The organism is Pseudomonadota bacterium (assembly GCA_022361155.1).
Lineage (GTDB): Bacteria > Myxococcota_A > Polyangia > Polyangiales > JAKSBK01 > JAKSBK01.
Genome location: JAKSBK010000507.1, coordinates 1 through 12,308 on the forward strand (window position 1 = coordinate 1; position 12,308 = coordinate 12,308).

General features: G+C 64.4%; 11 protein-coding genes and 1 pseudogene. 4 read left to right on the plus strand and 8 right to left on the minus strand.

The features are described from left to right. Positions 1 to 121: 121 nt before the first annotated feature. Positions 122 to 2,101, plus strand: coding sequence for an alpha-galactosidase (locus MJD61_18875; protein MCG8557328.1), 1,980 nt, complete (start codon positions 122 to 124; stop codon positions 2,099 to 2,101). 187 nt (positions 2,102 to 2,288) lie between these two features. On the opposite strand, the gene ligA is transcribed toward MJD61_18875, so the two are convergent. Together ligA and MJD61_18885 are read right to left on the minus strand one after the other, a co-directional pair. Next, a complete protein-coding gene (gene ligA, locus MJD61_18880; GenBank protein MCG8557329.1) occupies positions 2,289 to 4,307 on the minus strand; it encodes an NAD-dependent DNA ligase LigA in 2,019 nt (672 codons plus the stop codon). Between the two features lie 82 nt (positions 4,308 to 4,389). Further along, positions 4,390 to 5,139 carry a dihydroneopterin aldolase gene (locus MJD61_18885; GenBank protein MCG8557330.1) on the minus strand — a complete coding sequence of 250 codons (750 nt, stop codon included), beginning with the start codon at positions 5,137 to 5,139 and terminating at the stop codon, positions 4,390 to 4,392. 69 nt (positions 5,140 to 5,208) lie between these two features. Here MJD61_18885 and MJD61_18890 point away from each other — a divergent pair, with 69 nt between their 5' ends. Continuing rightward, positions 5,209 to 5,904: a zinc metallopeptidase gene (locus tag MJD61_18890; protein MCG8557331.1), complete on the plus strand. Its 696-nt coding sequence runs from the start codon at positions 5,209 to 5,211 to the stop codon at positions 5,902 to 5,904. A 45-nt stretch (positions 5,905 to 5,949) separates the two neighbouring features. On the opposite strand, the gene MJD61_18895 is transcribed toward MJD61_18890, so the two are convergent. From MJD61_18895 to MJD61_18905, 3 genes are all read right to left on the minus strand, one after another. Further along, positions 5,950 to 7,782 (minus strand): GAF domain-containing sensor histidine kinase, encoded by a 1,833-nt coding sequence (locus MJD61_18895; protein ID MCG8557332.1) that lies wholly within the window; start codon positions 7,780 to 7,782, stop codon positions 5,950 to 5,952. A gap of 158 nt (positions 7,783 to 7,940) precedes the next feature. Beyond that, positions 7,941 to 8,792, minus strand: coding sequence for a ParB/RepB/Spo0J family partition protein (locus MJD61_18900; protein MCG8557333.1), 852 nt, complete (start codon positions 8,790 to 8,792; stop codon positions 7,941 to 7,943). A gap of 53 nt (positions 8,793 to 8,845) precedes the next feature. Continuing rightward, on the minus strand, positions 8,846 to 9,607 hold the full coding sequence (locus MJD61_18905) for a ParA family protein (GenBank protein MCG8557334.1): 762 nt from the start codon (positions 9,605 to 9,607) through the stop codon (positions 8,846 to 8,848). 135 nt (positions 9,608 to 9,742) lie between these two features. Here MJD61_18905 and MJD61_18910 point away from each other — a divergent pair, with 135 nt between their 5' ends. Beyond that, on the plus strand, positions 9,743 to 9,907 hold the full coding sequence (locus MJD61_18910; protein MCG8557335.1) for a hypothetical protein: 165 nt from the start codon (positions 9,743 to 9,745) through the stop codon (positions 9,905 to 9,907). Positions 9,908 to 9,930: 23 nt separating this feature from the next. Here the strand turns inward: MJD61_18910 and MJD61_18915 are convergent, their stop codons facing one another. Further along, positions 9,931 to 10,074, minus strand: a complete 144-nt coding sequence (locus MJD61_18915) for a hypothetical protein (GenBank protein ID MCG8557336.1) — start codon at positions 10,072 to 10,074, stop codon at positions 9,931 to 9,933. A gap of 258 nt (positions 10,075 to 10,332) precedes the next feature. Between MJD61_18915 and map the strand changes: the two are divergent. Next, positions 10,333 to 11,073 (plus strand): annotated as a pseudogene (gene map / locus MJD61_18920) (type I methionyl aminopeptidase). Between the two features lie 110 nt (positions 11,074 to 11,183). On the opposite strand, the gene MJD61_18925 reads toward map, so the two are convergent. Both MJD61_18925 and MJD61_18930 read right to left on the minus strand, forming a co-directional pair. Continuing rightward, positions 11,184 to 11,570 (minus strand): Rieske (2Fe-2S) protein, encoded by a 387-nt coding sequence (locus MJD61_18925; protein MCG8557337.1) that lies wholly within the window; start codon positions 11,568 to 11,570, stop codon positions 11,184 to 11,186. Continuing rightward, complete coding sequence (locus MJD61_18930; protein MCG8557338.1) at positions 11,567 to 12,253, minus strand: metallophosphoesterase; 687 nt, start codon at positions 12,251 to 12,253, stop codon at positions 11,567 to 11,569. The genes MJD61_18925 and MJD61_18930 overlap by 4 nt, the downstream gene beginning before the upstream one ends. Positions 12,254 to 12,308 lie beyond the last annotated feature (55 nt).

Below are 12,308 nucleotides of genomic sequence, written 5' to 3' on the forward strand. Positions count from 1 at the left end.
GCGCGTCAACGCACGTACTGGTCAAGAAAACGGTCGCAGCGCTGGATCATCTCGTCGCCATCGCCGTCGGCGAAGCCCGTTGAGAAAGCTGCGCCCTTCGGCTAGGTTGGGCGCTCCGCCAATGGCGCCCCGTCTTTTTGACCCCAACCTCTACCGAGCTCGCGCCGACTACCGCATCAACGGGGTCAGGCGACGTCTGGTCATCGATGTGGATCCCCCCGCGCGGGGCGAGGAGGTCCTTGAGCGAACGAACGACGACATCGGTGTCACGCTCAGGTTCCTGCACGAGCCACACGGATTGCTGGTGCAGCCCCAGGTGGTGGCGCTGCGCCCGAATGTCGCCCTGGATCGCGTAGAACCGCTGGTGCTCGAGCAGCGCGGCACTCGAAAGCTGCGTTTCTTCAGGCAGGGCTGGCAAACCTGGTCCGGTACGTCCAGCTTTGGCACGAACGTAGCCGAACCCCGGCCCCGAGGGCGCTGGTTGGGTGAGATCACACGCCATTGCGCTGCACCCAACGACGTAGCGATCGGCCACTTCAACTCCGAGCTCTGCACCTGCGCCTGCGATCTGGCCGAGCGGCGTTCGGTCGTCCTCGGCTACCTCACCACACGCTCGCAGTTCGGGGGCTTCGAGATCTTCGCCGAAGACCCGATGCGCACACGCATTGTCGCCAGGCTGCCTTTTGAGGGCGCCGCCATCGAACCTCACCAGATACGCGCGTGTGAAACGCTGCTCGTCCTTTGGGGAGAAGACCCAGCGGAGTTGCTCGAGCTGTTCGCGAGCCGACTGGGGCGACGCATGTCGGCACGCGTGCCGCGAGCTCGCCCGGTCGCATGGTGCTCTGCTCACGCCTTCCCAAACATCGATGAGGAGCTCGCGCTGCAGTGTTTGGAGCGTGCATCCGCAGGCACCGAGGGAATCCCTCTTGAACAGTTCCGTCTGGCGCAGGGCTATCAGCTGGCGATCGGCGACTGGTTGCGCGCGAACGACGGTTTTTCAAGCGGCATGGCCCGCATGGCAGATGAGATCCGGCGCCGCAACATGACGCCTGGCATATGGCTCGCACCCTTCATAGCTCGCCCCGAAGCGTCGGTGGTACGCGACCGGCCGGAGTGGTTCTTGAAAGGACCCAGGGGCGAGCTCCGGCGCGCGGTCTACAACCCAGCCTGGGGCAAGTTGAGCGCCGCAAAGGCGCTCGACACCACGCATCCGGGCGCGCTGGCATGGGTGGCGCGTACGGTTCGCACGCTCGCTTTGGAGTGGGGATTTCACGTGCTCGAGCTCGATTTCTTGTTCGCTGCAACCTTGCCGGGGCGTCGGCACGACCCCTCGGCGACCGGCGCCCAGGCGCTACGCACAGGACTCGAGGTCATCCGCGAAGCGGTCGGGGATCAGGTGCACCTGGTCGCCAGCGGTTGCCCGCTGGGTCCGGCCGTGGGTCTGGTCGACAGCATGCGCACGGGCCCCGACGTCGCACCCACCTGGAGCGACTGGCTCGTGCAGCGCTTGGGTGGCAACTACGAGCTGTTCCCGTCGACACGAAACGCTATTCGCAATGCGCTCGGCCGTACGTTCATGCACGGAAGACTGTGGCACAACGACCCCGACAGCGTGCTGCCGGGAGACCAGGGCCTGGCATTGGGCGTCGAGGAAGCCCGAACACTGGCCACAGTGGGTGCGCTGACCGGAGGCTCGCTTGTGATCTCGCGAGATCTCGCCTCGGTTCCACAAGGCCGCATGGAGATCGTGCAACAGGTACTTGCTATCCAGGATACCCTGGCCGTCCCGACCTCAACCCGTTGCCTGGACCTTCTGGCACACGATTTTCCGCGACTGCTTTGGGCCGCGCGAAGCGATGGCGGCGGCTATCTAGCTGTCCTCAATCCACACGACGAAGCGCGGAAGATCGGACTGGCGCTCGATGCTTACCCATTGCTGGAGCAGCAGCTACGGGAAGGCGACGAGCTCCACGATGTGTGGACACACCGAAAGTACGCGGTGCGCAATCACGGACTCGACCTCGGCCTCCTACCCAAACACGCCGTCCGCCTGCTGCCCGTCGGCGGCGCCAACCCCCGCACGACGCCGCGCAAAACCTAGTACCGCTTGCCAGGGATTGTGATCGATTGGCGTCGAGGGCTGTCGGTCGCTGGCAAGGCGCACCAACGAAGACTGCGGTTCATTTCAATGCTGTGCAGCGCATATTCGAGGAGGTGCAACACTGCCAGCGGCCGTCAGAGCCGGCTGGAATCCACCATAATCCCTGGCAAGCGGTACTAGTGCTCGTTCATCCCAAACTGATGCCGCGATCGAAGAGCAGCTTGATCCACTCCTGCTCGGTCAAGACCACGAGCCCCAGCTGCTTTGCTCTGCTGTACTTTGTTCCTGGATCGGCTCCCGCAACCACGTAGTCCACGCCCTTGCTGACGGAACTGACGACGCGACCCCCATGCTGCCGGGTCAGCGCCTGGGCCTCACGACGCGACAGGCGCACGAGCGAACCCGTGAACACGAAACTGAGGTCGCGCAGCTGCTCGTGCTGCAAGCCGGGAGCGTCTTGCAGGATGACACGATCCAGCAGCGCATCTACCATGGCTGCGTTATTGGGATCCGAGAAGAAGGTGCAAATAGCTTCAGCCATGCGCGGTCCGAGCCCAGGCACTGACTGCAGGCCCTCGACGTCGGCTCGCCTCAAGGCGGACAGCGAATGGAAGTGGGCGGCCAGGCTGCGGGCCACGGTCACCCCTACCTCCGGAATGCCCAGCGCGTAAAGAAAACGCGCCAGATCCACGCGAGAAGCCCGGCGGATCGCCTCGAGCAAGTTGGTGGCCGACTTGTGAGCGAATCCCTCCAGGCAAAGCAGCGGAGCTTCGCGAAGCTCGAAAAGGTCGGGCAACCGCTTCACCAAACCGGCGTCGACCAGAAGTCGAGCCGTTTCCTCACCGAGACCCGCGATATCGAGCGCGTCTCGCGACGCGAAGTGCGTGAGGCGGCCTGCGCGCTGGGCCGGGCAGTCGAAGCTGCTGGTGCACACCGTGAACGGTCCACGATCCGCGAGCCGGCGTCCACAAGACGGACAGGCATCGGGCATGCGAAAGGCAGGGCCGCGCTGGACCCCCGGCTCGATGACCCGCTCCAGGATCTGCGGAATCACGTCGCCCGCGCGCTGCACCCGGACCATGTCACCGACGCGAACGTCCTTGCGCTCCACTTCCTCCCTGTTGTGCAGCGAGGCACGAGAGACCATAACCCCGGAAAGCTCCACCGGACGCAGGACAGCTACAGGCGTCACGACGCCCGTTCGGCCCACGCTGGCGATGATCTCCAAAACTCGGGTCTGCTCACGCCGAGGCAAAAACTTGTGCGCGTACGCCCAACGAGGATGGCGCGCAGTCGAACCCACGCTGGACCGATGCTTCAGCGAATCCAGCTTGATCACGATACCGTCGATCTCGTAGTCGAGGCGATCGCGCTCACGCTGCATCGCCCCGTGGTAAGTCAGGATCTCGTCGACGCTGCGCGCGCGCTCGAGTCGGTCGCTGATCTTGAGACCCCACTGTCTTAGCGCATGATGAACCTGCCACTGTGTCTGCAGCTCGGGCCCGTCGCTCATGGCGAGCACGTCGTAGAAGACGATGTCGAGCGGCCTGCTCGCCGATATGCGTGGATCGAGCTGGCGCAGAGAGCCCGCCGCGGCGTTGCGCGGGTTGGCAAAAGGCGTCTTGCCTTGCTCTAGCAGCGACGCGTTCAGCTGCCCGAACGGGCCAAAGCGCATGATCACTTCGCCTCTGAGTGACAGGAACGCCGGGATGGCCAGCGAAACGCTACGCAAGCGTAGGGCCAAGCTCGCTATGGTGCGCACGTTCTGGGTGACCGCCTCACCCCGAACGCCGTCGCCCCGAGTCACTGCTCGCGCCAGAGAACCGCGTTCGTAAACCACCTCCACGGATGCGCCGTCGAGCTTGGGCTCCAGCACGTAGCACACGCGGTCCTCGTCCAGCAGCCTACGCAAGCGCTCATCGAAGCGCCTGAGCCCTGCCTCTTGCCTGTCAGAGTTGAGGCTCAGCATCGGTGCTGCGTGATCCCGCGTAGGAAAGGAATCGAGCGGCGCGCCGGGGACCTTCTGGGAAGGCGAATCCGCAGCCACAAGCTGGGGGAAACGATGCTCGAGCTCGACGAGCTCCCTGAAAAGCTCGTCGTAGCGCTCGTCGGAGATCTCCGGACGATCGGTAACGTAGTACAGGTAGTCGTGCCGGCGGATCTCCGCCCGCAGCAGCTCCAGGCGCTCGCTGGCTTGTTCTTTCATGCGGCGTTCGTGCACGCTGCTCCCGGACGCGCCAGGCCAGCCCGCACCGTGTTCGCGGCCCGCGCCGGCGCCGGCTTGGCCATCACTCGATCCACACGTATTCGGGCTTGATCTCCCGCATGTCCGAGCGTTGCTGCGGCACGGGGATCTCATCCTCCTCGATGAAGCGCGGCGCATCCACACACAGGATCGTCTGATAGCGGTCGGTGGGGTTCTTGTAGCCGTGCGGCGCGCCAAGGGGCCAGCGATGAACGGCGCGCGGCGGTGCAGCCCGGCTCTGGCATACGAGCCCATGGGTGAGCACCATCTCCACCTCCCGCATCCGGCGGTGCAAATGCAACGGGATCTCAGCCCCGGGGGCAACGTTCAAACGATAAACCCCGGCGCCCTTGGTTTCGTGTACCACATCGACGACACCGAACGGCCGCTGCTCCTGGCGCAAGCGCACCTCGGCGGCGCGACGCCGCAGGCTCAGCGACGGGGCGGCGCCACCGGGAAGGGCTCCCGGCTTGGTCAGCCTAATCCAGACTTCACTGATCGCCGAGCGCCGCTCCCCGAGCGAGGGGGGTGCCAGCAGGTAGCGCGCAAGTGTGTAGGCCGCCGTCTCCAGCATACGAAACCCACAGTAGCGTAATAGAAAAACTATCTCCTCGGAAATACATCTGTAGTCGATAGAGAATCGGAGGCGCTCGCGCAGCGCGGAAGGCTCCAAATCAAGGTGGCAATCCACGTCGACAACGACTCGCTGCGGAGCCGAGCGCTCCCGTGGGTACACCCCCACGACGCACTCCACCTCGAGTCCCTGAATGCTGATGGTATCCGACCGGTTCATGCGCGTTCGTTGCTGTCAACCCTTGGACCCTTGCCAGGGGCCCGACACGACTTACCTTGCCGACAAATGATGTACTTCGACCCCATCTACTTCGTGTTTCTGGTGCCTGGCCTGGCTCTGAGCTTCTGGGCCAACGCCAAGGTCAAGTCCACGTTCCGGCGCTACAGTCAGGTCAGGGCGCGCAGCGGAATGTCGGGGGCGGAGGCTGCGCGTGAGCTGATGCGGCGCAAGGGTATCACGAACGTGCGGGTGGAGCGCGTATCGGGGTTTCTCGCGGATCACTACGATCCCTTCCAGCGGGTACTGAGGCTGTCGCCGGATGTCTACGACGGCCGCTCCCTGGCTTCGCTTGGGGTGGCCGCACACGAAGCCGGGCATGCGATCCAGCACGCCACCGGCTACGGACCTCTCAAGTTCAGGTCCCTCGTGGTCAAGCCGGCAACCATCGGCTCGAACCTGGGCTTCATCGTGGCCGGGCTCGGCTTCTTCATGCAAGCGTCGGGCCTCATCTGGGTCGGGATCGTCCTGTTCTGCGCCTTCGTGGTATTTACGCTGGTCACCCTGCCGGTGGAGTTCAACGCATCAAGCCGCGCCGTAGCCGTCTTGAAGGACACGGGCATGATCGCGGCGTCGGAGGTCGCGGGCACCAGCGCGGTGTTGAACGCCGCGGCCATGACCTACGTCGCGGCCGCCATCAGCGCGATCCTGCAGTTACTGTATCTCCTGATGCGCGCCGGCGTGCTCGGAGGACGCAGCGACGAGTAGGGCGACTCCCAACGGCGTCCCGTTCGGCATACAGCCGGCCCCGATCTACACGGATGCGGTTGGATCGACCCCATCGGCCTCTGGACCGCGGTCTGGCTGGGTTGCTTGCTGCTGTTGGGGCAGCGTGATCGTGAACACCGTTTCGCCGGGCCGACTCTCCAGCTCGATCTCACCACCGTGATCCTCGACAACCTTTCGGACGATCGCCAGCCCAAGGCCGGTGCCACCGCTTGCTCCAAAGCTCGTGAACGACTCGAACATCCGATCGCGGATCTCTGGTGCCACGCCGGGGCCGTCGTCGCTGAACGTCAATACGAGCGCCCCGTCTTCGGGACGCCTGTCGACCCGAATCGTGAACTTGCCTCCGCCTGCTCCCAGCGCCTGAGCGGCGTTACGAGCCAGATTGTGCACGGCACGCTGAATCTTGTGCTGGTCGAAGCGCGCGACGCCACGGTAACGCAACTCGAGCGCCACTTCGACACCACGACCGTCAAGCTCGATCCGCAGCTGCTCAAGCAGCTCCTCGAAGTACTGCACCACGTACACCTTGCGCAGCCAGAGCTGACTGTCCCCGCTCGCGAACGCCAGGATCTCCCCAGTCATGGCGTTGATGATCTCGACCTGTCTGAGAATGGCCTCGCCGTACTTCTTGAGCTTGTCGGCGTCCGGCTCTTGCCCGACGAAGCGCGCATAGCCGGAGATCACGGTCATCGGGGTCTTGAGGTCGTGCAGCACGCTCGATAGGAGCTGCCCGATGGTGGACAGTCGCTCCTGCTGCTGACGACTACGGCGGGAACGAGCCAGCTGGATTGCCGTCGACACGTGGCCTGCAACGGCCGTGGCCAACTTCAGATCGTCCGCGCTGAATCTGCCCTCGCCCTGGCTCTTGTTGAGCAGCTCGATCGCGCCTCCCTCGGGAAGCTGCAACGGAACGCACAGCACCGAGCGCGGGTGGTAACCCACTTCGTCGGCGATGGACCTGGAGTGGCGCTCTTCCTTGTCCACATCGTTGACCACCAGCGGGCTGCCATAGCGTGCTACCCAGCCCCCAATCCCTTCGCCGGCCGGGAGGCGCAGGCGCAGGACTCGCTCGGGATCACCTCCCCTTGCATGGCTGAAGCGCATGTCGCCGGTTCGCGCGTCCACCAACATGATGGCGGCCGCCTCCGCATCCATCGCAGCGGTAGTGCGAGCCAGCACGCCGTCGAGCAGCTCGTCAAGCTCGGTGGCCGTGGCCGACAGCTGCGCCAGCTCGAACAGCAGCTCGAGCTCCTTCACCTTCCGCTCCAGCTGCTCCTGCGTCTCGAGCAGCTCGATGTTCTTGCCGACCACAGACACGAACAGCTTCGAGTTCTCTATGACCACCGCGGCAGGAGCGGCGAGCGCAGCGAGCATGGCCTCGTCTTCGACGCCGAAGTAGCCTTGGTGCTTGTTGATCACCTGCAGCACACCGATCACGCGGCCGTGGTGGTTGCGCATGGGCACGCCGAGCACCGAGCGAGGATCCAACTGAGCAACGGGATCCAGGTCCGTGCTGAAGCGAGGATCTCGCCGAGCGTCCTTGACGTTCAGGGCCCGTCCTTGTGCCGAGACCCAGCCGGCAAGGCCCGCGCCCGACTTCAAGCGCGACTCGCGCATGGCACCATCGTCGCCCACCTTGCACCAGAGCTCGCTGCCGTCGTCCTCGAGAACGTACAAGAGCGCGCGCTCGCTATCCATCACACTCGCGACGCGGGCAAGCAGCACCCCGAGCAGCTGGTCCAAGTCCAGCGTCGAACCGAGCGCCAGTCCGATATCACGCAACGCCCGCAGCTTGCCCTTTTCGCGCGCAAGCTGATCGCGCAGTTGACCCACGGCTGAATCGCCGACTTCGGACATACTCGACTCGAGTCTCCCACAAGGCGATGAACACCCGCAACGTGCTTGCCGTCTTCCGCCTCGGTCCCTATTTGCTGTCGTTGGCCGGCTCGGGCTGCGCCCACGATCCGTTGCTGTATGGGTTCCATTCAAGGAGCAGGACGCGGCAGACGGTTGAACTACTGGTCCATGAAACGGTCAAGCAACCTATCCAGCTCTTCGTAGCTTGAGAAACTGACCTTCACGTGTCCGCGTCCGCGCCGATCCGAAATGACGGTTCTGGCGCCGAGGGAGCGCGAGAGTCGATCCTCCAGATCGCGTACATTGGCACTCTTGGCCGAGCCGCTCTTGGCGGGCGGCTCGGGCGTGCGTGCAGCAGCGCGAGCCTGACGCTCGGTTTCTCGCACGCTCCACCCCTTCTGTATCGCCTGGCGGGCCAAGCGCGAAACCAGCGCGCCTCTCCCGGCAAGCGTGAGCAAGGCGCGCCCGTGACCCTCGGACAAGTCGCCCTGCTCGATTCGGTCGAGCACGTCGAGGGGTAGCTTCAGCAGCCTCAACGAGTTGGCGACGGTCGATCGATCGCGACCGACCAGTTTCGCAATCGACTCCTGTGTCTGGCCGTGTTCGTCAATGAGCCGCTGAAAGGCGCGGGCGGTCTCCGTTGGATTGAGATCTTCGCGCTGCAGATTCTCCACCAGCGCGGCCTGGTAGGCATCGCCGCTCGACATCTCCCGAGCGATCACCGGGACTTCGTGCAGGCCAGCCTTTTGGGCTGCCCTCCAGCGCCGTTCTCCGGCGACGATCTCGTACCCTCCAGCCGTCCGGCGCCGGACCAAGATAGGCTCCAGCATGCCCACGCTCTGGATCGAATCGGCGAGTTCGCCCAGCGTCGCGTCATCGAAGCTGGTTCGCGGTTGGACCCGTGCCGGATGCAATCGCTCGATAGGGGCGTAGAAAGCGTCGATGTTGCTGCTATCAGGCTCGGCCGCGAACAGGGCGTCGAGGCCACGTCCTAACGGCTGTCGCTTCATTGCAGGCATAGAACACGTTGCGGCGGACTAGTGTCTTTTTCTGTTCCAGGACTCTAGGCCGCGACTTGATCGAGAATCTCTCGCGCAAGGCTCAGGTAGCCATGGGAGCCCTTGGAGGTCGCATCGTACAGGACGACGGGCTTGCCGTGGGATGGGGCCTCTGCCAGGCGCACGTTCCGTGGGATCACGGTATTGTAGACGTGAAAGTGCTTTCGCACTTCGGTTGCCACCTGATTCGACAGGTTGCTGCGGGGGTCGAACATCGTGAAGAGCACACCGTGCAGACGCAGGGACGGATTGAGGTTTCTCTGAATCCGCTCGATCGTGCCCACCAGACTCGATAGCCCCTCCATGGCATAGTACTCTGCCTGCATGGGCACCATGACGTGGTCTGCAGCAGCCAGGGCGTTGACGGTCAGTACGCCGAGCGAAGGCGGGCAGTCCACGATGACGAAGTCGTAGAGCGCTCGGATGGGGTTGAGCGCGCGCCTCAGGCGATGCGATCGGTCCCTCGCTTGAGCGAGCCCGATTTCTGCGGCCGCGAGGTCAAGGCTCGACGGCACCACCTGCAAGCATGGAAGGTCTGTTTCCAGGATAGCGTCCAGGATGGACTCACCGTTGATTAGCACGGCATACAAGCCGCCGTCGGTGAGCTGCTCTGCGCGGCCGACACCTGTGGACGCGTTGCACTGCGGGTCGAGATCGACCAGCAGCACCCTCTGCTCGGCGATGGCCAAGCTGGCGGCAAGGTTGACCGCTGTGGTCGTCTTGCCGACGCCACCCTTTTGGTTCGCGATCGCCACCACCTGTCCCATGCGCACGCTGGAACTACAAGACCACTTTCTTGGATTCCCGACTAGGAGTGGTATTATGTCGGTGAATGTAGGGCAAGGTGGTTGATTTCCCCATCACGAAGAAGGCTGGCCTTAAACATAAGGAGACTGTTCCCCATGAGCCGCCCCAAGCGATACGGTACTTTCCAGGACTTCCAGCGCGAAGAGCTAGGCGCATTGAACAAGATCGGCTTCTGCGTCGACGATCTGGAATACGAGGCCGCATACAAGCCCCACACCGAGGAGGCCGACGATGAGCCCGACGAGCTCGATTTTGGTTAGGGGTCTTCGTTCGCGGAGTGCAGTCAGCCCAGGAGGCCGCGGAGCTCGGAGAGCAGCACGATGAGCGCTATGGCGCCCGCCATGAAGACGAAGCCAAACGTAAAGAGTCGAGCTGGGGTCCAATACGCCTCTTCGCGGGCGATGCGTTCTTCATCGTACTGCGGCACGACGACCTCCGTCCGAGCAACGGTTACTCGCCGGCCGCCTCCTTGTCAATCGTCGCGATCGAGCCGGCGCACAGGCCCCCATCGCCGGCTCCGGCGGCCACCCGACTGGCTGGGCTCGGTTCAGGTGGACAACGCGGTCAGGTGGACAAGGCAGGTCGGGTGGACAACGCGGTTCAGGTGGACAAGGCAGCTCGGGTGGCCATCGCGCGCTGTTTGCAGTAGGTTGAAAGTCGGATTCAAGACGTGGTCATCGAAATCATGAGCGCAAGCATGCTCGAAGGCATGCGCGCCGCGTGCCAGCTAGCTGCCGAGACGCTTGTGGCTGTGGGCGAGCGCGTACGTCCGGGTACGACGACCGACGAGATCAACCAGTTCGTGCACAACTACACGCTTGCGCGTGGGGGTTGGCCCTCGCCTTTGAACTACAACGGGTTTCCGAAAAGCGTCTGCACCAGCATCAACGAGGTGGTGTGCCACGGCATACCTTCCAAACGGGTGCTGCGCGATGGCGATATCGTCAACGTTGACGTGACCTCGTACCTACCAAGGAAAAACGGCTTTCACGGAGACACCAGCGCGATGTTCTACGTCGGCAACCCGTGCGGAGACGCCAAACGTGTGGTGGAAACCGCGCGTCGCTGCCTCGAGCTTGGCATCGCGCAAGTTCGGCACGGAGCACGGCTGGGCGACATCGGCGCCGCCATTCAGCAGTACGCCGAATCCGAGGGCTGCTCGGTCGTCCGAGACTACGTGGGCCACGGCATCGGCCGCGAGTTCCACACGGCACCGCAGGTGCCTCATTTCGGCCGGGCGGGGACGGGAAGGCGTTTGAAGGCAGGCATGGTGTTCACCATAGAGCCGATGATCAATCTGGGACACTACGCGTGTGAGGTGCTGGACGACGATTGGACGGTCGTTACCAAGGATCGCTCGCTTTCGGCTCAGTTCGAGCACACCGTGTTGGTCACACGCATAGGTTGCGAGGTGTTGACCCGGCGCGGAGCAGTCTTACGGGGGAGCGAGGACCTGGCGTGGTCGCGGGTCTGGCCGCTGTCGGCGCCTGCCGCGGTGGGCCGGCTGGACGCGGTTGGCCAGCAGGCGACAAGGACTCAATCGCAGGCCGTGGCGTCGGGCTCGAGCACATAAAGCTGCCCGCCTTCCACTTCGACCGCGAGCGAATCGAGGCTCTCTCCCTCGCACGGCCCATCGACACAGTAGCCATCCTCGAGCCGGTAGCGAGCTCCGTGGGTGCTGCAGAGCAAGTAGCGGCCCTCTTCGCTGAGGTAGTCGCCCGTGCCCCCGTCCAGCGGTATCGGCAGGTGCTTGCATGTGTTGAGGTACGCCCGCGGTTGGCCGTGCGAGTCGCGCACTACCAGCGCCTCCCGAAGCGGCTGATCAACGCCGGTGCCGGCAAGCACCACGAGCCGCACCCGGCCCGCGGCGAGCTCCTGTTCTCGCCCGGCGGGGTGGCGGCGCGTTCGGGCACGCACCTTCACCCGGAACCGCTCCCTGCCGGCGCTGCCACCGGACAGTGGCGGCGCTGCGCCGGCACACTGACCAAACGACGATCGGGTAGCAGATAGGCTGTCAGCTTCCTTCCATACACGCAGCCCGTGTCAAGTCCGATGGCATGGGGGTGCAGCTGCAGTCCCCGGCGGGCATCGTGGCCAAAAAACACCAGCTCGGGGCCCTGCCACAGGCTCGCCCACGGCCGGCCGTCGAGCTTGCTCGAACCGCTGCCGTCCGCCCGAATGCTGCGCAGGCGCAGCAGGTCGTCAGTCGCCTGCTGCTCGATGGCGACGCCGGGCATCAAGCCGGCGTGAACCACGACAGCCCCGCGATGCGGAAGTCGCAGATAGCTCGGCAACGACGCCAGGTGTTCCCAATCGGCCGCGCTCAAGGACCTGGCCGCACGCTCGTGCTCGGGTCTCGGCGCGGGACGGTGTCCGGCCTCCGTGGCGAGCTTCCAGTTCAGCAAGTGCTGGTCGTGATTGCCACGCACGGCTTTGGCTCCCAGCGTCCGCACGAGCCGTACCACCCCCGCGGAATCGGGGCCCTTGGCCACCAGGTCCCCGACCAGGACCAACTCGTCCTCGCTCGCCAGCTCACAGGCCTCGAGAAGGGCTTCAAGCTCGCGGCGACACCCGTGCACATCCCCGACGATGATCGTGCGCGCCATGCTCAAAGATCCTGAAGGGTCCGTCCAGAGGCATGAGTATCCGCATGGCTCGGCA